The following is a 21,984-nucleotide window of genomic DNA, read 5'->3' on the forward strand; positions in this document are numbered from 1 at the left end:
GATTATTTATGAAGAAATACCTGTTAGGTGCTTTTATTCTTTGGAGTAGTTTTTCTTTAGCCCAAGCTCAGCAAGTGGTTGAACTCAACCTGAACGAGGCTTTGGAATATGCCCTGGAGAATAATGCCGCAACCAAAAATGCCCGGTTGGAATTGCTGATTTCAAAAGCAACCATCAAAGAGACCACCGCACAGGGCTTGCCTCAGCTCACCGGTTCTTACAATTTTGACTATAATCCCAAAATTCCTGTAGTTTTTCTTCCCAATCAGCCTCCTTTTGGAGACCCCACCAATCCGAGTGATGTGTTGCCTGCTAGATTCGGAGTGAGTTACTCGTCCGGCTTGGGAGTCAATCTTAATCAGATGATCTTCGACGGTTCCTTTTTTGTAGGCCTGAGAGCGGCAAGAACCTTGGAAGAGTTGACAAACAAAGACCTTCAAAAAGCTGAAAACGATGTGGTTGAAAATGTGAAGAAGGCGTATTTCGGTGTTTTGGTCAATCAGGAAAGAATCCGATTGGCGGTAGCCAACCTTGGCCGAATTGACACGCTGTTGAAGGAAACCAAAGCATTGTACGAAGCAGGGTTTGCGGAGAAAATCGACGTTTCGAGAATTCAGGTTCAGCGTAACAACATTTACACGCAAGTTCAAAGAAGTCAAACGGCATTGGAGATCAGTAAGCAGATTCTCAAAGTCCAAATGGGAATGCCTATTGAATACGATATTCTCATTCAGGAATCACTCAAAGAGATCAATGCTCAAGAAGATGTCATGCAGCTGATGAGCGATCAAGGAAGAGATCGGATCGAATTGGAGCAGATTGCCACCCAAATCGAACTCACAGGTCTGGATTTGAAAAACAACCACGCGCAATACATGCCGAAGATTAATCTCGTGGGAAATATGAGACGAAATGGGGCGGGAAATGAGCTTCAGACGGTATTCAATAGTAACAATTGGTTTGGATCCTCCCTGATCGGGGTCAGCATGAGTGTTCCGATTTTTGACGGGTTGGCCAAATCCGCCCGAATTCAAAAAAACCGGATTCAAATCTCCCAGCTTGAAAACCAACGGATGTATCTGAAAGAGAATTTCAAAAACGAACTATACACTGCCAAGTCAAACCTCAGAAATGATCTTTACATTCTGGAGGTCCAAAAAGAGAATTTGGAATTGGCTAAAGAGGTTTTTGAGATCGCTCGGATCAAGTATCAGGAAGGCGTTGGCTCCAATTTGGAAGTAGTAGAAGCCGATGCTGCCCTGATCGAAGCAGAGATCAATTATTTGGGATCACTCTACGATAGTTTAATCTCCAAAGTAAATCTTGAAAAAGCCCTTGGTCTATTGAAGGCCGATTTGACTAACTAAACCAACGCTTGCAAAATCTCAATTCATTTCTATGAAACCTGTAATCAAATTTTTACCTCTGTTGGCATTTTCCGTTTTGGTGGCTGCCTGTGCTACCAACGAAGGTGTAGATGCAAAGAAAGCTGAGTTGGAAAAGCTTAAAAGCCAGCTTTCTGCCCTGAATACTCAGATCAAAACTCTCGAAGCAGAGATTGCCAAAGAGGATCCCGAATTCGCAAACGCCAATAAAAAGTCTTTGCTGATCACGACTGCGGCGGCCAAAAAGGGCGAATTTACCCACTACGTGGAAGTCACGGGTTCTGTGCTATCCAAAAAGAATGTAAACATCAGTGCCGAGACGGCCGGTAGGATTCTTGAGGTTCCCGCCATTGAGGGGATGCGAGTGAGCAAAGGGCAAATCCTGGCCACCATTGATGCCGAATCGATCCAAAGAAACATTGAAGAAATGGAGAATAATCTGGCATTGGCCAGGACTGTCTTTGAAAAGCAGGAGCGGCTCTGGAACCAGAAAATAGGTACAGAAATCCAATACCTGGAAGCGAAAAACCGCAAGGAAGGATTGGAGAAAAGTCTGGCTTCGATGAAAACCCAATTGTCCAAGACCGAAGTTCGTGCACCTTTCAATGGTACTGTCGAAACCGTCAGGGTGAGATTGGGTGAATTGGTACAGCCGGGAATGACCATGTTCCAGTTTGTGGGTGAAAGTGACCTGTTTATTGAGGCAGACATTTCTGAATCCTACGTGGGTGTCTTATCCAAGGGGGATTCGGTAGAAGTATCATTTCCTTCTATCAACAGATCTTTGAAGACCAAAGTCTCTGCCATCGGATCCATTATCAATCCGAACAACAGGACATTTAAAGTAGAGGTATTCCTCCCTAATATTCCCGAAGTAAAGCCGAATATGATTTCGGTTTTGAAAATTCAGGATTACAAAAACAAGGAAAGCGTCATCGTGCCGGCCCATTTGATTCTGGCAGACAACAGAGGAGACTACCTATTTATCGTGGAAAACGGAATCGCGAAAAAGAAATACGTGAAACGGGGCTATACCTTCGGTGCGGAAACCGAAATCGTAGAGGGATTGACCGGAGTTGAGACCTTAGTTGATAAAGGTTTCCGTGAAGTAGGGGATAATTTTAGTGTGAATATTTCACAGCTCTAAACCATGACAGATTTTCAAAAATCCAAAACCATCCGCGAGTTTGGATTGTCCAGCTTCAGTGTGGACAATTCCACCTCCGTGGTCATTTTGACTCTTATTATTACGGTGTTGGGTCTTGGAGCTTACCGCACCATGCCCAAGGAAAGCTTTCCGGAGATAGTCATACCTACAGTTTATGTAGGTACGCCTTATCCCGGCAACTCTCCGGTGGATATGGAAAACCTGATCACCCGGCCCATAGAGAAAGAGCTGAAAGGTCTCAACAATGTGAAGGATATCAAGTCCACTTCAGTGCAGGACTTTTCATCCATTGTGATTGAGTTTACTCCTGGAGTACAGATTTCCAAGGCTATCCAAGACGTGAAAGATGCGGTGGATAAGGCAAAAAGTGAACTTCCGACAGATTTGGATCAGGAGCCCAATGTATTGGAAGTCAATACGTCTGATTTTCCGATCATGAACGTCAACATCTCCGGACCGTATTCCGAGCAGGAATTGAAAAAGTTTGGAGAATACCTGGAAGATGCGATCGAAAAACTCCCTGAAATCTCCAAAGCAGACCTTGCGGGGACTGTGGAACGCGAAATTCAGATCAATGTCGATCCCTACAAAATGGAAGCAGTCGGGGTTAGCTTCGGAGATATTTCCGGGGCAATTCAGGCAGAAAACCTGACCATTTCAGGAGGAAGTATCAAAAGCGGAGACTTCGAGCGGACGCTCAGGGTAGACGGGGAGTTTTCATCTCCAGACGAATTGCTGGATGTGATCATCAAGACTGACCAGCAAAAAATTGTTTATCTCCGAGATGTTGCTCAGGTAAAAGACACCTTTAAGGACCGAACCTCCTATGCCCGTAGCAAAAATCTACCGGTAGTCACCATCAATGTGACCAAAAGAAGCGGAGAAAACCTGCTGGATGCGGCAGACAAAATCAAGACGATCATTGAGAAGACCAAGGCCAACCGATTTCCAAAGGATCTGGAAATATCCATTACCAATGATCAAAGCAAGCAAACCCGGACCCAGGTCAGTGATTTGGAAAACTCGATCATTTTCGGGATTATCTTGGTGGTATTGGTCCTGATGTTTTTCATGGGATTCCGGAATGCCCTTTTTGTGGGTTCGGCGATACCCTTATCCATGTTTATTTCCTTCCTGATCCTCAATGCCTTTGGGATCACCCTCAACCTGATGGTGCTTTTCTCCTTGATTTTGGCTTTGGGGATGTTGGTGGACAACGGGATCGTGGTCGTGGAGAATATCTACCGACTCATGCAGGAAGGTAAGCCTACGATGCAGGCTGCCAAAGAAGGCGTGGGAGAGGTGGCTTGGCCGATTATTACGTCTACAGCGACTACCTTGGCAGCTTTTCTTCCTTTGGCGTTTTGGCAGGATATCGTGGGAGAGTTTATGAAATACCTTCCCATTACGCTGATTATCGTGCTTTCCTCTTCACTTTTTGTCGCCTTGGTGATCAATCCGGTGATGACTTCCATGTTTATGAAAATAGAAGACATGACTAAGGAAAAACCAAAACAGCGGTTTATCCTGATTTCAGGGACTTTCTTGGTTTTAGCGACGATTTTCTACCTGTTAGGCTGGACTGCATTCGGCTCACTTTCCTTGGTGGCCTCATTGCTTACGCTGTTCAATGTCTTCCTGTTGAGAAAAGCCATCAGATGGTTCCAAATGGAATTTTTGGTGAAGTTGGAAAATGCATATGAGGCTACTCTTGGTTTTGCCTTGGATGGAAAAAGACCTTATTTCATCTTCGGTGGTACCTTTGTATTGTTGATTTTCTCCCTTGTTCTGTTGGGAATCAGATCGCCCAAAGTGCTCTTTTTCCCGGATAATCAACCCCAATTGATCAACGTATTTGTCGAGTTTCCGATTGGGACGAGTATCGAATCCACCAATGCATTTGTAGATGTGATGGAGGATGAAATGATGGGAGTACTGGAGCCTTTTGGGGGGATTATCGAGTCGGTCATTACCCAGGTAGGGCAAGGCACAAGCGATCCCACAGAGGGGCCAAGTACACAAGCTACACCGCACAAAGCTAAAATCACCATTGGATTTGTGGACTATATTGATCGTCAGGGTATCAATACCAATGAGGCTATGGAAACCATCCGTGACTTGGTGGAAAAATATCCCGGAGTGCTGATCACGGTCAATAAGCAGCGCAATGGGCCACCGGTTGGAAATCCGGTCAATATTGAGTTTGTCGGAGAGAACTTCGAGCAATTAATTGAATTTGTGGAGGAGACCAAGCTTTATCTTGAGTCGAACTCCATCCCGGGCTTGGAAGAATTGAAAACGGATTTGTCCTTGGGAAGTCCTGAAGTGGTCATCCAGATTGATCGGGAAAAAGCCCGGAGATTTGGGCTTTCTACTTCGACTATTGCTACGGAATTGAGGACTTCACTTTTTGGATTGGAAGTTTCCAAATTCAAAGAAGGAGAGGAAGATTATCCTATTCAGCTTCGATTGGATGAGAATTATCGATACGATATCGGGACTCTTGTCAATAAGAAAATCGGTTTCAGGGACAAGTTTGGAGATAAGCGGGAGGTTCCGATATCAGCTGTGGCCAATATCGAATATGGATCTACCTATGGGTCTGTGAAGCGAAAAGATTTGGAAAAAGCAGTGACGGTATTTTCCAATGTGTTGGATGGATACAATCCTACCGAAATCAACAATCAGATCAAATCCCTAATGGCGAATTATGAAATTCCGGAGGGGATTACCGTGAAATATACCGGTGAACAAGAAGAGCAAGCCAAATCTCAGGCGTTTTTGCTCAGAGCTTTGGGTATCGCTGTTTCTCTGATATTTCTGATCATTGTGGCGCAGTTCAATTCGGTGATCAGTCCGTTTATTATCATGACTTCCGTATTGTTTAGCACGATCGGGGTGTTTTTGGGATTGGTCATATTCAATATGGATTTTGTGGTGATCATGACTGGCATTGGAATTATATCCCTGGCCGGTGTAGTGGTCAACAACGCCATCGTATTGATTGACTACACCGACTTGGTAAGGGCTCGGAAGCGGGAGGAAAAAGGCATCAAGCCCGGTGAATATTTGGAATACCAGGACCTATTGGGAAGTATTATCGAGTCTGGAAAAACCCGTCTCCGCCCCGTGTTGCTTACCGCTATTACCACTGTGTTGGGATTGATCCCTTTGGCAATCGGTATGAATATCAATTTCAGTACGTTGTTGAGTGATTTTGATCCACAGTTTTATGTGGGAGGCGATAATGCAGCCTTCTGGGGGCCGATGGCCTGGACTGTAATATTTGGGCTAACCTTTGCCACAGTCATTACGTTAGTGATCGTACCAGTCATGTACCTGCTGGCGGATAAGCTTACAATGAGAATCCGAAAGTTCAACGCATGATTGATTAAGGTTGGTGGTTTTTTTTGACAAAACCTCCGAAGCAATGCTTCGGGGGTTTTTACTTTTTTAAAGGGGATAAGCCAAGGGCATTTCTTAACTTCGCCTTCCCAAAAATTTTGAGAGATGCAGGAATTAAAATGGTATGTCATGTACACCGCGTCGCGTTCGGAAAAGAAAGTGGCCGATCGGCTAAAAGAACGCGGGTGGGAGGTTTACTTACCAATAGTGGAAGAGTTGCGGCAATGGTCTGACCGAAAGAAAAAGGTTCAGCGCCCACTTTTCAATGGATATGTATTTGTAAAAACACACCGAAACCAACTTTGGGAGTGTCTTCAGGTGCCGGGGGCAGTGAAGTTTGTTCATTTTTCAGGGCAGCACGCCACCATTCGGGATGAAGAGTTGGATATCATCAAACGCGTAGTGACTACCGGTGTAGCTGTGGAAACAGACGGTACGGAGATCGAACCGGGAGAAAAGGTGAAAGTTATGGGCGGACCGCTTCAGGACATGGTAGGAGAGGTAATCGAAAAAGGGAACAAGGATTACTTTCTGATTCGTATACCAGGCATCATGCAAAATATGTTGATTACCATCGAGCGAAAATTTTTGCAGGTGGTTTGATGCTTAAAGAACAATCAGATTGGAAGCTATTTTGCAGGAATACGATTGTTCCCCTGATTTTGGGTCTGATGCTTCGAACTTCCCGACTTTCGTCGGTAAGGTGCTCAGCACAGGCGACCGATGACAGAAGAATTCAAGGAATTGGCTTTTTCAGGTTCATTTAACCTTTGAAGAACGTTACTTGCAAAGTTCCGTATATCCTTAAGGACTAATACAATCACACAAAAAAAAGGCGATTTCTCGCCTTTTTTTTGTAAACTTAAATTTCTTTTTATTCTTGAGTTTTTGGTACAAAATACCGGCGAAAAACAAGTTGTGCCTGAAATAGATGGTCGCCAAACCGGTTGTTTCCCACATTCCCATCCAGATTGTCCGTGAAAGTCCATAGCATAGTACCTTCCCCTGCCAAATCCGAGTAAGGACCTATGCGCAAACTCAATCCGGCTCTCACCGGAACGTAACCGGTTGTGATTGTATGACGGGTAGGGTCTTCTTCCGAATTAAACGATTTGGTCTGTTGCGTGAATACCTGCATTACTCCGAGTCCTGCCCCTCCATACAGATTTACCTTACTCCTATGCATGTGATTGGCATATGGAATCAGGTAAAAGCTGGGCATCATATCAAAAAAATAGGCCTGCCCCTTGGCGGTGAATGCAGCATTGTCAAAAAACCATTTATCCCGGATAGTGGTCGGGGGATTCCCCCCGCTACTGATCCATTGGACACCGGTCGTTGTCCTCAATTCCACCATGGGACTAAGTTTTTTGGTCAGACCTAGAGAGAAAGCGGGCTTAATTTCAAAATTCAAGTCTCGGTATTGGCCACCATTATCAAGGTAAGCAAAGGAGGGCCCGACTCCCAGGGTCAAAATGTTGTCTCTTGAGATTCTTTCCTTGTAGAAGTTTTGTCCTTGGCTTGACTGAATTGCCAGAAAAATAAAGGTGATCAAGCAAATGTGAAATAAGGGTTTCATGGATCTAATGAGCTGGTATTCCGCTGTTTGATGGATAGGAAAATAAAAACAACAAATATGCCATGATGCGAAGAGAACGAATACCGATTGCTTCGATTCCCCGGATTAGGCTCCCTCAAAAGCCTGCTGGATATCGGCTTCAGTACTTCTAAGCTTTGATCGGCAGTGCTTTACCAATTCTGCAGCTTCTTTGACCAAAGATGAAAGTTCATCGACGGTCTTGTTTCCTTCCTCAAGTTGAGTCAATATGGCTTCCAGGCGCTGCATGGCCTGGGTGTAGGTTAGGTCACTCATTTTTCTTCAATTTGGGTAATAGTACTGCTGATTTTTTGGTCAATGGTGTAGGTAGTGAGTTGATCTCCCGGAGAAAGATCCACAAGGTGAACCGGTTTTCCTTTTGCTTCGGTTCGGGTATACCCTTTTTTGATGAGAAGCATAGGATCCATTTGATGGATCAATGTTTCTACATGGTTTAGCCTATCGACTTGAAGTTTGAGAAAATGGTCAATCCCCTTTTTCAGGTTTTTCTCGTGACTCTCAAGAGCAATCCATTCTTGACGAATCAAATTCTTGGCTGCTTGCTCGGTCCGTTTGGCAAAAGTTTTCACCCTTTCATTTTCGAGACCCAACCGGTTGCCGGCGAGTGATTTGGTGCGAAGTGATAATTGCTGAATCTTTCCTTCCTCCTCTTTTAGTTTGGAGCGTGTGGTCCGATCTAATCGCTGGAGGATAAGACTGAGATTTTCCTCAAATTCCCGAAATCCGGACAACAGAAATTCTGCAACAGCTGTTGGGGTTTTCAGTCGGGAATGCGCCACCAAGTCTGCCACTGTCTCGTCTCGCTCATGGCCAATTCCTGTAAAAACGGGAATCGGGAAGTTGGCGATTTTGGCTCCCAGTCGATAATCATCGAAGCAATCCAAATCCAGCTGAGCCCCACCTCCCCGGATCAGAATGACCGCTTCAAATTTTCCTTTTTCAAGCTGAAGTTCCACTTGCTCAAAGGCCGAAATCAGGCTTGATACAGCCTCATTTCCTTGCATCAGGGAATTAAAGAGCTGATGGCTTAACTGATAGCCGTAAGGGTTGTTTTCCAGTTGATTTACAAAATCTCCGTAACCGGCAGCTGTAGCACTGGATATTACGGCAATTTTCTGAATTACCGGAGGCAGCGAAAACCTTGCATTCAGTCTAATTAGCCCTTCTTTGGTAAGCCGGTCAATCGTTTCCTGTCGCAAACGGGCTCTTTCCCCCAGTGAAAAGGAAGGATCGATGTCCTTGACATTGACGCTAAGGCCATATACAGGGTGATAATTGACTGCCACTTGGGCAAGTACCTTCATGCCATTCTTCAGAGTCGAACCAGTGACGCTTTCAAACTTCGCGGCAACCGATCGGTAATTAAACTGCCAAAGGTTTGCCTTGATTTTTGCGAGGACTTGGTTCCCCTGCTTTTCTACCAGCTCAAAATAGACATGCCCTTGTGGAGCTTGGCGGAAGTCAGCCAATTCCCCGATTACCCAATACACCGGCTGCAGGTGACTCTCCAGCGTAAGCCGGATCTGCTCGGTAAGTTGGGAAATGGAAAGGGGATTCATCGGAATTACTTTTGGTATGCCGATTTGATCTGATTGCTGAGCTCCAGACTGGCCCGTAGCATGGGTAATCTGACCTGGTCACTGCTGATGATCCCCATGTGCAAAAGCAGGTTTTTGATGCCTACCGGATTGCCTTCTGTGTACATCAATCCATTGAGATCTAGCAAGGAAAAGCAAGCCTCCAACGCAGAAACTGAATCTCCGTGAGTCAATGTCTTGAAGGTCAAAGGAAAGGCATTGGCCAAAACGGAGATCACGCCGCTTCCGCCGATACTCATCATTGCCTTGGTCAACAAATCATCTCCCGATAGGAGAAGAAAGTCCTTGGGCATTCCAGCAGCTATTTGCATGCACTGTTCCAAATTGCCACTGGCTTCCTTCATTCCGATGATATTCGGATGATGAGATAGCTTGAGCGTAGTGGAGGCAGTCATATTGGACATGGTACGGCCGGGGATGTTGTATAAGATCACCGGTGCCGGAGAAGCGTCTGCAATGGCGGTGTAGTGGGCAATAATGCCCGCTTGACTGGGCTTATTATAATAGGGGCTCACCGAAAGAATAGCTGCCACTCCATAGAAGTCAGTAGATTCGATTTCATCCAAAACTGCCTGGGTGTTATTCCCTCCGATTCCCAATACCACCGGAACCCGACCGTCATTGTATTCCAGACAGGCTTTTAGCACCTGTTTCTTTTCGGCAGATGTTAGTGTGGCAGCCTCTCCGGTAGTGCCGAGCACCACCAAATAATCTACCCCGCCGGAAACTACATGATCGATCAGTTGCTTCAGACTGTCAAAGTCTATCCTGTGATCGTCATGAAAAGGAGTGATCAATGCGACTCCGGTGCCTTTGAATGCGTTCATGGTTTTACTGTTGGTAGGGGTGCAAAGATAAGGGCTAGGATTGTTTTTGGGCCTCCAGAAATGTAAAAATTGCCTCTTTCCCAATATTCCAAGAATTGAAAAAACATAAGTGAATCTCTTGGTCTAAACCTTACCGATTTCTCATTGGTGTTGAGGTTCAGAATAGGGGTATTCTTTCATTCCGCTCATCGGACCTGCTTCCCATATTCTGTGATAGCCCAAAAAATCAAGAACCCACTAATTTTTCAATTGCATTTTCGCCAATATCCTGCGTTAATTTTTGGATACCAGGACTTTATCAATCCGTTGTCCATCTTTATCGACCACTTCCAATTTGAGGTTTTCAAAGATTACACTGTCACCTACCTCAGGGATGGAATGAGACCGATGAAGGATGAGTCCTGCCAGTGTTGTGAAATTTTTTGTTTTGATCGGGTATTCTATCCCAAAAAACTTTAGAAAATCAATTATTGGGTATTGTCCATCCACTAGCCAGCTATTTTCATCCCGTGCCACGATTTGGTATTCTTCCTGACCTTGCTCGGTGGAGTCTCCTACCAAGGCATCCATTACATCATCCATGGTGATGATCCCCACAGTGACCCCATATTCGTCGATCACGATACCATAGTGCAATCCCTTTTCTTTGAAAAGTTCCAGTGCCTGATAGGCAAACATGCTTTCATTGAGAAAAAGTGGCTTTTTAGCTACTTTTTTCAAATCAAAAGTATCCTCCTCCAATATGTCAAAGAGGTCTTTGACCAAGACTAAGCCGATTACATTATCCAAGTCATTTCCCGCACAAAGGGGGTAAGCCGAATGCTTTTCTTCTTTGATTTTTTTTCGGACAATTGATTCGGTATCACCCACAGAGAAGTAAACGATTTCGCTTCGGTGGGTCAGCAAGGTATTGACTCTCCGGTCACCTAATTCGAAAACGCGCTCGACAATATCCTGCTCAATATCCATGATTTCACCACCTTCTGCACTTTCTTTGATCAGTGCTTTCAGTTCCTCTTCGGAAATTTTGCTGTCAGTCCGATTTTTGATTCCAAAAACTTTTAGAAGCAAGTCATTTGAAAAAGTCAACAACCAGACAAAAGGGCTGGTGATTTTGGATAAAATATTCATCGGCTTAGCCAAAAACATTGCGATGGGCTCCGGAAAAGTCATCCCGATTCGCTTGGGGACTAATTCACCCAAAACGATCGAGAGATAAGTAATCAAGATCACGACCAACCCTACGGCCAAGGGACCTGAATACGGTTGCAAAAAATGGACCTTGGAAATGAGGTTTGCAGCGTCCTCTGTGAGATTTTCTCCGCTATAAACGCCCAATAAAACCCCGATCAAGGTAATACCAATCTGTACGGTAGACAAAAACCTGCCTGGATTTTCCGCTAAATCAAGGGCTGCCTTAGCGCCTGCCTTACCTTGCTTTTTGAGACTTTCAAGTTTGAATTTTCTGGATGAAACCAATGCCAATTCGGACATGGCAAAAACGCCGTTGAGAAGCACAAGCAGGAGAATAATCAGGAGTTCCAAGGTTTGGACAGATTTTATCTAAAATTAGCAATATGATGGGATTAAAATATTTAGGGCTACAAATAAGATGGGACCTGCCCAAAAGACAAGTCCCAAATGAATCAAACGGCAAATTCTATCATATTACTCAAACTGTTCTTACCCAGCCCATTGCAATCTGGGACGGCCACTTTGATCCTTTGAAAGATGATGCTTGAGGTAAGTGAGCCATTTTTTCGCGATGGCATACTCATCCGCCAAGTCTTGAACCTCATCTTCGTCATAGATCGGGATACTTTTGGATGGTTTGGACGGATCCTTGAAATGAATGACCAAATCGAGGTATTCCAACTTTTGTCGGCGTTCATTTCCAGCTCTGACTTCCCGATAATGAGAGTCCAGGCTGACATGATCTACCGCATCTAGGCGTACACTTGTTTGCACCGGAAATTGCCCATGCTTGCAGTACACCAATATGTTTTGTTGGCTGTCCAAACCCAGGGTATAGTGATTTCTCCAGGACTGAATTTTATCCAAATGCAGTCCCTCGGTAAGGGTGAATTCCTGAAAGCTGACTGCGTTATTTTTTTCCTTTTGTCTGGATTTATAGATATAGAATAAATAAGGAAAGCTGACTAACAGCAATCCAAGGGAGGTGTAAAACATCCCAGAAATGGTGATTTCCATGATTATTGTGAAATAAAGAAGCTGATAATTGAGTTTACAAAGAGCGTAAATCAGCTTCTCCTACCAGGTATAAAAAAAATGAATGAAGGTAGACTTGACGTCGAAAAGTGGCTGGTGGTCATGTCGCTGCGGATGAAGCATCTGCACACAAACCGGAATTTGCTCCCAATGAAACAGGTATTGAACCGAATGAAATGGAGTTTTTAGATCAAGGTCAAAACTGGGAGCTTCAGGAAGTTGGATGGATTCAGCGAGATTGGAACCTCCTTCATCCAGGATATAAAATCCCTTTTCATTTTCAGTAGCCTGAACTTGAGTCGGGAAACAAAAAATAAGTAGCAATCCAAGCAGCCAGTTGGTTAAAAGAAGGATTGCTAATCGTTGTCTTTTCATTTCGATGTAAGTGTACGCAAAATTTTATCAGACCGTGATTTAATTCAAATAATTTTTTTCAGAAAGCCTTATTTCGAAATAAAATTTAATTTTTCATGCTTAAAAACGAATAATAATCCGATTTATGCTGGGTGGTTCAGTTTTATAGTTTGTGCACTTTTCAAATTACCAGATACAACTTATCGAAAGGATAGGATTGGCAAGGGGATAGGACTTTAGGCTTTTCAGGAAGGAAACGAAGGCTATTTGGTGCTAAATGGTCAATCCAAGATTTTTCTTTTTCAGTAAATCCGCCTTCTTACAAGTAGGCTTAGCTGGCATTTGAAATTTTTCGAGAAAAGGTTGTATTTCTTGGTTATATTGCTCACCCTGATCTCCCGGATCCGCTCCAATTGTTCATCGAAATAGTCCTTCCCCAATTGCTTCTCTTGCTTCTATTCTCCAATCATCCTCAAAAACTCCTCCTCCGAAATCAGTGGAATCCCCAGTTTTTGAGCCTTTTCCTTTTTGCTCGGGCCCATTTCTTCTCCTTCGATGATAAAGTCGAGATTTTTGGAAACGGAAGAAATGTACTGTCCTCCGTGCGCCTGCACAAAGTCAACGATCTCATCCCGCTTGAAATGCTGCAACTTACCGGAAGCCAAAATTCGTTTTCCCTCTAGAGCATTGCCTAGCTGAACGGTTTCGGATTGCTCGATTTCAAACTTGAGCCCATGACTCTTGAGCCGGGCGATGCTGTTCAGGTTTTCGGGCTGTGTAAAAAACTCCCGAATGCTGTGCACGAGCGTTTCTCCGACACCGTTGATTTCCAAAAGCTGCTCAGCACTAGCCTCCTGAAGTTTTTCAATGCTTCCAAAGTGCCTTGCGAGCAATACCGCAGTATTTTCTCCGATATTCCGGATCCCCAAGGCAAAGAGAACTTTCTCAAAAGGCTGCTCTTTGGACTTGAAAATCCCTTCCATCATATTGGAGATGACGCCTTCTTGGAAGGTGTTGGCTTTGAGTTTTTTGATTCGTTCCTGGATTTCTGAGGGCAAGTCAAGGTCCAGTTCGAGTAGAATCATGTGAACCGTGCCGTGCTTTTTGCTGCCTTCGAGAATTTTTTCAAAGCTTACTCTTCTACCCAGGAAAATCTCCAAAACTACCGCCACAGGCACATAATCTTCGACTTTCATCAGGTCGGTGTGCTGATCGAGATTTTGGAGTAAAAAGTCCACCATACCCACGTTGGCGGGTACTTTCTTTTTCCAGGCCCGAATCTGAGCTTGGAATGCTCTTAACCGATCCCGAAGCGGGAGGTGGGTATTTTCCAATAGAAAGTCCTGAATTTGCTTGAAGGAAATCCCTTCGGTCAGGGCGAAAAGAGCCTTATCCAAATTGATGTAAAGCAGGCCAGTTGCCTCGCGCTCATACTGATCCTGACTCATTTCCAAGCCGAGCAAATCGGCCTGTTTTTGATCCAAATCATAGATATCCGCATAGGTGCTGATAAAACCCTGATCGATCAGGGCACGGATTCGCTCCGTGCCCAGCGAATCAATGTCCATAGCCCGCTTGTGAACAAAGTGCTCGATTTTACCCAAAACCTGGGGAGGGCAGCCCACCGCATTTGGGCAATAATGTTTGGCTTCCCCCTCTTTTCGGATCAAACCGGTGCCGCATTCCGGGCAGGTAGTGATGTACTGGATGGGAGGAGCGCCGTGTTTTCTTCTTGAAGGATTGACCGCGGTGATTTTTGGGATGATTTCTCCTCCTTTTTCGACAAAGACAAAATCCCGCTCGTGAAGGTCCAGTCGTAAGATCTCATTGGCATTGTGGAGGGAAGCCCGCTTGACGGTAGTGCCGGCAAGTTGGACTGGAGCCAAATTGGCTACTGGTGTGATCGCCCCGGTTCGACCGACTTGGTAGGTGATCGACAGCAATTCCGTTTCGGCACTTTCCGCTTTGTATTTGTAGGCAATAGCCCAGCGGGGATTTTTGGCGGTGAAGCCGAGCTCTTCGCGCTGATCGTAATCGTTGATTTTCAGCACCACTCCATCCGTATCCAAGGGCAAGAGGAACCGCTTTTCTCTCCAGTCTTCGATGTAGTTCAGGACTTCTTCGATGGTGGAGGCTTTTTGATAGGTGGGAGACACATTGAAGCCCCAACTCTCGATCAGATGGATGGCTTCGTCGTGTTTGGATACTCCGATTTCATCACCGAGGAGCTGGTAAAAGTAGCAGTTCAATCTACGCTTGGCGACCACCCCGCTGTCCTGCATTTTTAGCGTTCCGGAAGCAGCATTTCTGGGATTGGCCATCAGCGCTTCGCCCTTGGCTTCCCGCTCCGCGTTGATTTTTTCAAATTCTTTCAGCGGTAAAAAAATCTCCCCGCGAACTTCAAATTTGGCGGGAACATTTGCTGCTTGGATGGTCAGTGGAATATTTCGGATGGTTCGGACATTGGCGGTAACCTCATCCCCTTTGAAACCGTCGCCTCGGGTGACAGCTCGTACCAGCTTTCCATTTTCATAGACCAAAGAGATTGCCACTCCGTCAAATTTCATTTCGCAGAAGTACTCGTAATTCCGATGTCCCAACCCTTTGGCCACTCGATCGTCAAAAGCCCGGAGTTCTTCGATGGAATAGCTGTTGCCCAAAGAAAGCATTCGGTATTCGTGCTCCACCGTCTGAAATTCCTTGGTGACCGTACCACCCACCCGTTGACTGGGACTGTCGGATTGCAAGAGATCCGGAAACTGGGTTTCCAGCCGGATCAATTCCTCGAGTAGCTGATCAAATTCGTAATCAGAGATCTCCGTTCGGCTTTCCTGATAGTAGAGCTGATTGTGGTGATTGATTTCTTTGGTCAGTTGGGCAATTCGTAAGGAAGCTTCCGCGTGCGTCATGTTTGGTAAAAATTAAGCAGGGTAAAATTAGAAGGATTGAGCCGAGATTGGAAAGTTTTTGGGAGGAAGTATGGGGGTTGCGAAGCGGGGATAACTGGAAATGCAGCAATTCCGCAATCCACAATCCGAAATCCTAAATTCATTTCCCTTTTTATCTTTGCCATACTATGAGTAAAAAACTGGGTATAGAAGGTAAAATTCTGGATGTAGCCTATCGGCATTTTCTGCAAAAGGGCTATCGTCAGACCACCATGGATGATATTGCTCAGGATTTGGGAATGAGTAAAAAGACACTCTATAAGTATTTTCCGGGAAAACTAGAGCTTCTGGCTGCCTGCTTTGAAATCCTGAAAACCAAAATGACAGCCAAAGTGGAGGCCATCCTGGACAATCGCCACCTTTCTTTTCCGCTCAAGCTGAAGTCTTCACTCACGGTCATTGCTACCCATTTGGCCCCAATCAATCCCGATCTTTTCGAAGATCTGAGAGAGCATGCTCCTGAAATCTGGTCTGCGATGACTGATTATATCAACGAATCGGCTTACCTGAGATTTGCCAAACTGATCGAGCAGGGCATCGCGCAGGGCTTGGTCAATTCGAGAATCAATATCAGTCTGATCGTGATGCTCTATGCGGCGGCAGTTCAGTCGCTGTTGGATCCGAAGTTTTACAGTCAATTTCCCGACCCCATTCAAAAAGGGATCAAAATCCCTCCTTCGGATATTTACGATCAGGCGATTAGTATTATTTACCATGGGATTTTGACCGAAGAAGCCCGAGCCGAATTTATCAATGCCTAGAATCTCCTTCGGTCGATTTTCCTATCTTTGGCCTCGGTTTTAGAGGGCAAAGTAAATCCAGCTTCGGTCTTCTGTCTTTGGTCTCCCATCTGATTTTACCCATGAGCAATAAAAATTTCAAGCGATACACGATTACTTCCGCACTTCCCTATGCCAACGGCCCCTTGCATATCGGCCACTTGGCAGGGTGCTATGTGCCTGCGGATATTTATGTCCGCTACCTCCGGTCTCAAGGTCGGGACGTAGCCTTTATCTGTGGTTCGGATGAGCACGGCGTAGCCATCACCATCAAGGCTGGAAAGGAAGGCAAAACGCCTCAGCAAGTAGTCGATCACTACCATGCAATGATGAAGGAGAGTTTCCGTGAATTCGGGATCAGTTTTGATCATTATTCCCGAACCTCTGCCAAGATTCACCACGAGACCGCTCAGGGATTTTTTACCGATTTGTATAAAAAAGGTGAGTTTCTGGAACAGACCACTGAGCAATATTTTGATGAGGAAGCTGGTCAGTTTCTGGCAGACCGCTACATCGAAGGTACTTGCCCAAAATGCGGAAATGAGCATGCTTATGGAGATCAATGTGAGAAATGCGGTACCTCGCTGAGCCCAACTGACCTGATCAACCCAAAATCCAAACTCAGTGGCAGGACTCCCGTCCTGAAGGAAACCAAACATTGGTTTTTGGACTTGGCTCGCTACCAAAATTTTCTCAAAAAATGGATTTTGGAAGATCATGCCGAGGATTGGAAAAATAACGTACTCGGACAGTGCAGATCTTGGCTGGAAGCCGGTGACGGACTTCAGGCCCGTTCCATGACCCGAGATTTGGACTGGGGAATTCCGGTTCCTTTGAATGATGCCCAGGGCAAAGTGCTCTATGTGTGGTTTGATGCGCCGATCGGATACATCTCTTCGACCAAAGAATGGGCGGCTGAAAAAGGAATTGACTGGCAACCTTATTGGAAAGATCAGGATACCAAGTTGGTGCACTTTATCGGTAAGGACAACATCGTCTTTCACTGCATCATTTTCCCGGCCATCCTGAAAACACACGGAGGCTACGTGCTTCCGGAAAATGTGCCCGCGAATGAGTTTTTAAATCTGGAAGGAGACAAGATCTCCACTTCCCGCAACTGGGCCGTGTGGCTCCACGAATATTTGCAGGAGTTCCCGGGGAAACAGGACGTACTCCGCTATGTACTGACTGCCAACGCTCCCGAAACCAAGGACAACGACTTCACCTGGAAAGATTTCCAAGGTCGAAACAACTCCGAGTTGGTCGCTATCTATGGCAATTTTGTGAATCGAGCCGTGGTGCTGACACAAAAGTTCTTCAATGGAATTGTTCCTGAAAGAGGGGAATTGAGAGGAATTGACCAGGAAGTGCTGAAGGAATTGGAGGCTTTTCCTGCAAAAATCGAGGCTTCGATCGAGCGATACCGATTCCGGGAAGCTTTGTCAATCGTGATGGATTTGGCCCGAATGGGAAATAAATACCTCGCCGATACCGAGCCCTGGAAAGAGATCAAAACCGACGAGCCTCGGACTAAAACCATTTTGAATATTGCCTTGAATATCGCCGCGAATCTGGCGATCGTATCAGAGCCTTTCTTGCCTCATACTGCGCAAAAGCTTTTCGATCTTTTCGGAATGGAAGGCGGCACATGGGCTGAGGCCGGAAATGCTGAGCTGATACGGTCAAGTCGATCCCTCGGCCAAATGGGCCTTCTTTTTGAAAAAATCGAAGACGAGACCGTAGAAAAACAAGTCCAAAAACTCCTGGATGCGAAGAAAATGAACGAAGCTGCCAATGCACCGGTGACACCGATGAAAGAACTGATCACTTACGATGATTTTGCCAAACTCGATATGCGAGTCGTGACGGTGTTGGAAGCGGAGCGTATGCCCAAGTCCAAAAAACTTCTTAAGCTGAAAGTGGATATCGGCTTGGGACATCGTACTGTCCTAAGTGGAGTGGCGGAGCATTTCGAGCCGGAGTTTTTGATCGGAAAGCAGGTGACCATGCTGATCAATCTTGCTCCGAGAAAAATGATGGGAATCGACTCGGAGGGGATGATTTTGATGGCAGAAGACAAAGACGGCAAGTTGAAATTGCTCTTACCGCATGAGGGTACGGCAAGCGGATCTACCATTTCCTAAGCTTTTCACAACCAGGCTTATCAATAAGCCTCAACCATCCAGGGCTCAACTTTCTGATGATTTTTGTCAGAACGTTGAGCCCTCATTTTTTTCTTACTATTTAAAAGAGGAGTTATTGTTATTGATCTTGGGAAGTGATAAAAAAGATTCTCGTCTCTCTTTTTTTGAAGCTCAAAGCATTTTATTTACACAAATCTTCGAAAAGTTCAATTTTTGTCAAAATTCCGGAAATCACTTTTCAAAGATGTTCTTTTTAATATTTACCTTTCTGTTGCTTAATCCCAGTCCTAGACCGCTTATCACCCAAAAATGCCGGAGTCGAGTTCCAATAAGTCGTTTCTCATGGTCTCTTTGCTGATCATTCTGATCAGTTCAATATTCTTTACTATAAATTTTTCCAGTCAGGACAAGCTTGCCACCTATAGTTTTCAAACCGAATTGGAGATCAATAGCCTCAATTCTCTGTTTAAAACCCATTATGACCTTGTACTTGAAAAAAGGAAATTTCAGTCTCTTTTAAGTCCAGCATCCAGATCAAATTATATCCGGCTCAAATCAGAATTGGCAAATGAACTTGATTCCCTTCGGATGGGAATGAAGCAATTCCCTCAATTTGAAGCTAATTACACTAACCTGTTTCTCGCTCTTGAATCCCGATTGGAGCAATTGGATAGGCATTTGGCTTACTTTGATCAATTCAGCGTCGAAGTAGCTCAGCAGAAAATACAAGCCGAAACCGATGAGATTCAAAGCCGATCCGCAGTGTTGGAGCTGGCTTATCAGCAGATGCTCAAAGATCTTTTGGCAGAAAGAGACCAATTTACCCGCGATTACTTCGCTAAGGCTAGATTCAATTACATTGGCTTTATTGTATTGTTTGTAATCTCCCTGGTTTTGTTGGTGGCGAATTATTTCCTTGGTCAGAAGCAACAAAAACTTAGTCTGGAGAAGCAACAGCAGCGTATTCAATTCGAACTGGCCCAAAAGGATACTCAAGACTTTCAGACCTCGTTCGATAACGCAGCCATTGGAATGGGCTTGGTTGACGATTCCGGAAGGTGGATTCGGGTCAATTCGAGCTTGTGTAAGATGCTGGGATACACGCCGGAGGAATTGATCAATCTGACTTTCCAGGAAATTACCCACCCCGAGGACCTTTTTGCTGATTTGGAACAGGCCAAGCGCTTGAGAAATAGGGAAATAGAGTCGTACACGATTGAGAAGCGATATATTACCAAATCGGGAGAAATTGTGTGGATCAATCTGAATGGTACCGCCGTTTGGGAGGAGGATGGCCATTTCAGGTATTTCATCGCTCAAATAGAAAATATTACCCCAAGAAAAAAATACTTCGCCGACCTAAAGGTACAGAAAGAGCGATTTGAGTACGTCATCGAAGGCACTCAGGCCGGTACTTGGGAGTGGAATGTTCAAACCGGTGAAACAGTGTTTAATGAAACCTGGGCAAACATTATTGGCTATCAGCTTGAGGAAATCAGTCCGGTATCGATCGATACTTGGATGAAGTATGCCCATCCGGATGACTTGGAACAGTCGAACCAAAAACTTCAGGCTTGTTTCAGTAAAGCCTCGGATTACTACGAATGCGAGTGCCGAATGCGACATAAGGATGGGCACTGGGTTTGGGTGCTGGATCGGGGCAAAGTGATGACCTGGACAGCAGACGGAAAGCCTGAAAAGATGTATGGCACCCATACGGAGATTTCCAAGTTCAAAGAGCTCGAATATGAGCTGAGTGCCAAAAATGCATTTACAGAGGCAGTTTTGGATACCATCGATGTGGGCATCGTGGTGGCAAATGCAGATGGCCAGTTGAATCGGTTCAACAAGGCCACTCTGGAATTTCATGGACTGGAATCAAAAAATATTTCTCCGGATGAATGGCCGGAATATTATCAATTGCTAACTCCAGACTTGAGCGCCCATTTGAGTAAGGAAGATGTTCCACTTTATCGTGCCTGGAAGGGTGAGAAATTCGAAAACCGGGAGTTTGCCATAAGACATTCCTCCGGTGATATCCGGCACATCAGCTGCTCCGGCAGTCCGATTTATACCGAAAATCACGAGTTTCTCGGGGCAGTGGTAGCCATGAAGGATATTTCGGCAGAAAAAATCTATAAACAGACCTTGCTGGAAAGTGAGCGGAAGTTTAAGGGGATTTTCAATTCCACCTTTCAGTTTATCGGATTTTTGGATCTGGAGGGGAACCTGCTGGAAGCGAATCAAACCGCCCTGGATTTTGGTGGACTGCGTCAGGAAGATGTTGTGGGGAAGAAATTCTGGGATTGTCATTGGTGGCAAGTTTCTCCGCAGACTCAAAAACAGCTCCAAGATGCTATTCAAATGGCCGCAAAAGGTGAGTTTGTACAATATGAAGTAGCGGTCTGGGATAGAGATAAGAGACCCGTAACCATCTTGTTTAATCTAAAGCCTATTTTCAATGAGGAGGGAAAGGTCTTTGCGATTATTCCGGAGGGACGTCTGATTCAGGATATCGTGGATGCCCGAGAGGCGCTGAAGGATAAAAATGTGGAGCTTCAGCGTTTTGCTTCGGTGGCCTCCCATGATTTGAAGGAACCTCTCCGGATGGTGATCAATTTCCTTCAACTCCTTCATAGAAAATACGATCCCATTTTGGATGACAAAGGGCGGCAATACATTCAATTTGCCGTGGATGCCTCACAGCGGATGAATACCCTGATTTCAGAATTGCTGGAATACAGTCAGTTGGGAAATTTGGATACTCCTAAGGAATGGGTGGATACCAATTCGATTGTTCAGACAGTTTTGGATTATTATTCAACTTCTTTGGAGGAATCAGGCGGACGGGTTTTTTTCAGTTCTCTGCCAAACCTATGGGTAAGGAAAGTGCCATTTGAGCTCTTGATCCGAAATCTTCTTGGAAATTCCCTGAAATACCGAAAGCCAGAAATCCCACCCCAAATTACCCTTAGCGCCATGGAGCTGGAAAATCATTGGGAGTTTGCCGTAAGGGATAATGGAATAGGCTTTGAACCGGAGCATGCCAAATCCATCTTTCAGATGTTCAAACGGTTGCATACGAGGCAGGAATTTGCCGGTACCGGGATGGGGCTTGCTACCTGTCAACGGATTGTCGAACAGCATGATGGCGAAATCTGGGCCGAATCCATTCCCGGACAGGGCAGTGTTTTCAGATTCACCTTAGCAAAACCGGACAGCTGATGAATCCAAAATATGCCGCTTAATAGGATTAAGCCTTCTGAATAAGTTTCACTCTTTCCAAAGGAAGTAGTGATTGCCAAAACCAACCAGATTGATTTGTCACCTTAAAAGATCAGAATAAAAGTTTGGATAGGAGTTGATGCTCGGGTTAGTAAGCCTCTTACTCAAAACCGAGAGGATTTAGTTGGAATTAAATTTCCGGGAATACTGAATAAATCACTGATTACCTACTGTATTTTACACTTTATATACAAAAACCGGTCATTCCAATAAAAGAGAGAAACGCTAAAGTCTCGCAGCTGAT

General features: G+C 45.0%; 15 protein-coding genes. 7 read left to right on the forward strand and 8 right to left on the reverse strand.

What is annotated here, in order from left to right; genetic code table 11:
• The first annotated feature begins 8 nt into the window (after positions 1–8).
• From CLV31_RS19805 to CLV31_RS19820, 4 genes are all read left to right on the forward strand, one after another.
• Positions 9–1,367 (forward strand): TolC family protein, encoded by a 1,359-nt coding sequence (locus CLV31_RS19805; RefSeq protein ID WP_111394823.1) that lies wholly within the window; start codon positions 9–11, stop codon positions 1,365–1,367.
• A gap of 31 nt (positions 1,368–1,398) precedes the next feature.
• Entirely contained in the window at positions 1,399–2,532 is a 1,134-nt protein-coding gene (locus tag CLV31_RS19810) for an efflux RND transporter periplasmic adaptor subunit (RefSeq protein ID WP_111394824.1), read from the forward strand.
• 3 nt (positions 2,533–2,535) lie between these two features.
• Complete coding sequence (locus CLV31_RS19815; protein WP_111394825.1) at positions 2,536–5,940, forward strand: efflux RND transporter permease subunit; 3,405 nt, start codon at positions 2,536–2,538, stop codon at positions 5,938–5,940.
• A gap of 123 nt (positions 5,941–6,063) precedes the next feature.
• Positions 6,064–6,561 carry a UpxY family transcription antiterminator gene (locus CLV31_RS19820; protein ID WP_111394826.1) on the forward strand — a complete coding sequence of 166 codons (498 nt, stop codon included), beginning with the start codon at positions 6,064–6,066 and terminating at the stop codon, positions 6,559–6,561.
• A gap of 271 nt (positions 6,562–6,832) precedes the next feature.
• Here the strand turns inward: CLV31_RS19820 and CLV31_RS19825 are convergent, their stop codons facing one another.
• The 8 genes from CLV31_RS19825 to ligA all read right to left on the reverse strand — a co-directional run bounded on the left by CLV31_RS19825 (position 6,833) and on the right by ligA (position 15,493).
• Positions 6,833–7,537, reverse strand: coding sequence for a hypothetical protein (locus CLV31_RS19825; RefSeq protein WP_111394827.1), 705 nt, complete (start codon positions 7,535–7,537; stop codon positions 6,833–6,835).
• A gap of 105 nt (positions 7,538–7,642) precedes the next feature.
• Complete coding sequence (gene xseB / locus CLV31_RS19830; RefSeq protein ID WP_111394828.1) at positions 7,643–7,831, reverse strand: exodeoxyribonuclease VII small subunit; 189 nt, start codon at positions 7,829–7,831, stop codon at positions 7,643–7,645.
• Positions 7,828–9,135: an exodeoxyribonuclease VII large subunit gene (gene xseA / locus CLV31_RS19835; RefSeq protein WP_111394829.1), complete on the reverse strand. Its 1,308-nt coding sequence runs from the start codon at positions 9,133–9,135 to the stop codon at positions 7,828–7,830. Before xseA ends, xseB begins: the two co-directional genes overlap by 4 nt.
• A gap of 5 nt (positions 9,136–9,140) precedes the next feature.
• Positions 9,141–10,001, reverse strand: a complete 861-nt coding sequence (gene dapA, locus CLV31_RS19840) for a 4-hydroxy-tetrahydrodipicolinate synthase (protein ID WP_111394830.1) — start codon at positions 9,999–10,001, stop codon at positions 9,141–9,143.
• A gap of 273 nt (positions 10,002–10,274) precedes the next feature.
• Positions 10,275–11,546 (reverse strand): hemolysin family protein, encoded by a 1,272-nt coding sequence (locus CLV31_RS19845; RefSeq protein WP_111394831.1) that lies wholly within the window; start codon positions 11,544–11,546, stop codon positions 10,275–10,277.
• 138 nt (positions 11,547–11,684) lie between these two features.
• Positions 11,685–12,212 (reverse strand): hypothetical protein, encoded by a 528-nt coding sequence (locus tag CLV31_RS19850; RefSeq protein WP_111394832.1) that lies wholly within the window; start codon positions 12,210–12,212, stop codon positions 11,685–11,687.
• A gap of 60 nt (positions 12,213–12,272) precedes the next feature.
• Positions 12,273–12,605, reverse strand: a complete 333-nt coding sequence (locus CLV31_RS19855) for a hypothetical protein (protein ID WP_111394833.1) — start codon at positions 12,603–12,605, stop codon at positions 12,273–12,275.
• Positions 12,606–13,039: 434 nt separating this feature from the next.
• Positions 13,040–15,493: an NAD-dependent DNA ligase LigA gene (gene ligA, locus CLV31_RS19860; RefSeq protein WP_111394834.1), complete on the reverse strand. Its 2,454-nt coding sequence runs from the start codon at positions 15,491–15,493 to the stop codon at positions 13,040–13,042.
• Positions 15,494–15,660: 167 nt separating this feature from the next.
• Between ligA and CLV31_RS19865 the strand changes: the two genes are divergently transcribed.
• The 3 genes from CLV31_RS19865 (at position 15,661) to CLV31_RS19875 (ending at position 21,680) form a co-directional block, all read left to right on the forward strand.
• Complete coding sequence (locus CLV31_RS19865; protein WP_111394835.1) at positions 15,661–16,293, forward strand: TetR/AcrR family transcriptional regulator; 633 nt, start codon at positions 15,661–15,663, stop codon at positions 16,291–16,293.
• 101 nt (positions 16,294–16,394) lie between these two features.
• Positions 16,395–18,455 (forward strand): methionine--tRNA ligase, encoded by a 2,061-nt coding sequence (gene metG, locus CLV31_RS19870; RefSeq protein ID WP_111394836.1) that lies wholly within the window; start codon positions 16,395–16,397, stop codon positions 18,453–18,455.
• A gap of 309 nt (positions 18,456–18,764) precedes the next feature.
• On the forward strand, positions 18,765–21,680 hold the full coding sequence (locus CLV31_RS19875) for a PAS domain S-box protein (protein WP_111394837.1): 2,916 nt from the start codon (positions 18,765–18,767) through the stop codon (positions 21,678–21,680).
• The last annotated feature ends 304 nt before the right edge of the window (positions 21,681–21,984 follow it).

It is taken from the genome of Algoriphagus aquaeductus, from assembly GCF_003253485.1.
GTDB classification, from domain to species: domain Bacteria; phylum Bacteroidota; class Bacteroidia; order Cytophagales; family Cyclobacteriaceae; genus Algoriphagus; species Algoriphagus aquaeductus.

What these genes read in the sequence shown, in the direction of transcription:
- CLV31_RS19805 (WP_111394823.1), top strand. Translation starts at nt 9, where the DNA reads ATGAAGAAATACCTGTTAGGTGCTTTTATTCTTTGGAGTAGTTTTTCT.
- CLV31_RS19810 (WP_111394824.1), top strand. Translation starts at nt 1,399, where the DNA reads ATGAAACCTGTAATCAAATTTTTACCTCTGTTGGCATTTTCCGTTTTG.
- CLV31_RS19815 (WP_111394825.1), top strand. Translation starts at nt 2,536, where the DNA reads ATGACAGATTTTCAAAAATCCAAAACCATCCGCGAGTTTGGATTGTCC.
- CLV31_RS19820 (WP_111394826.1), top strand. Translation starts at nt 6,064, where the DNA reads ATGCAGGAATTAAAATGGTATGTCATGTACACCGCGTCGCGTTCGGAA.
- CLV31_RS19825 (WP_111394827.1), bottom strand. Translation starts at nt 7,537, where the DNA reads ATGAAACCCTTATTTCACATTTGCTTGATCACCTTTATTTTTCTGGCA.
- xseB (WP_111394828.1), bottom strand. Translation starts at nt 7,831, where the DNA reads ATGAGTGACCTAACCTACACCCAGGCCATGCAGCGCCTGGAAGCCATA.
- xseA (WP_111394829.1), bottom strand. Translation starts at nt 9,135, where the DNA reads ATGAATCCCCTTTCCATTTCCCAACTTACCGAGCAGATCCGGCTTACG.
- dapA (WP_111394830.1), bottom strand. Translation starts at nt 10,001, where the DNA reads ATGAACGCATTCAAAGGCACCGGAGTCGCATTGATCACTCCTTTTCAT.
- CLV31_RS19850 (WP_111394832.1), bottom strand. Translation starts at nt 12,212, where the DNA reads ATGGAAATCACCATTTCTGGGATGTTTTACACCTCCCTTGGATTGCTG.
- CLV31_RS19855 (WP_111394833.1), bottom strand. Translation starts at nt 12,605, where the DNA reads ATGAAAAGACAACGATTAGCAATCCTTCTTTTAACCAACTGGCTGCTT.
- ligA (WP_111394834.1), bottom strand. Translation starts at nt 15,493, where the DNA reads ATGACGCACGCGGAAGCTTCCTTACGAATTGCCCAACTGACCAAAGAA.
- CLV31_RS19865 (WP_111394835.1), top strand. Translation starts at nt 15,661, where the DNA reads ATGAGTAAAAAACTGGGTATAGAAGGTAAAATTCTGGATGTAGCCTAT.
- metG (WP_111394836.1), top strand. Translation starts at nt 16,395, where the DNA reads ATGAGCAATAAAAATTTCAAGCGATACACGATTACTTCCGCACTTCCC.
- CLV31_RS19875 (WP_111394837.1), top strand. Translation starts at nt 18,765, where the DNA reads ATGCCGGAGTCGAGTTCCAATAAGTCGTTTCTCATGGTCTCTTTGCTG.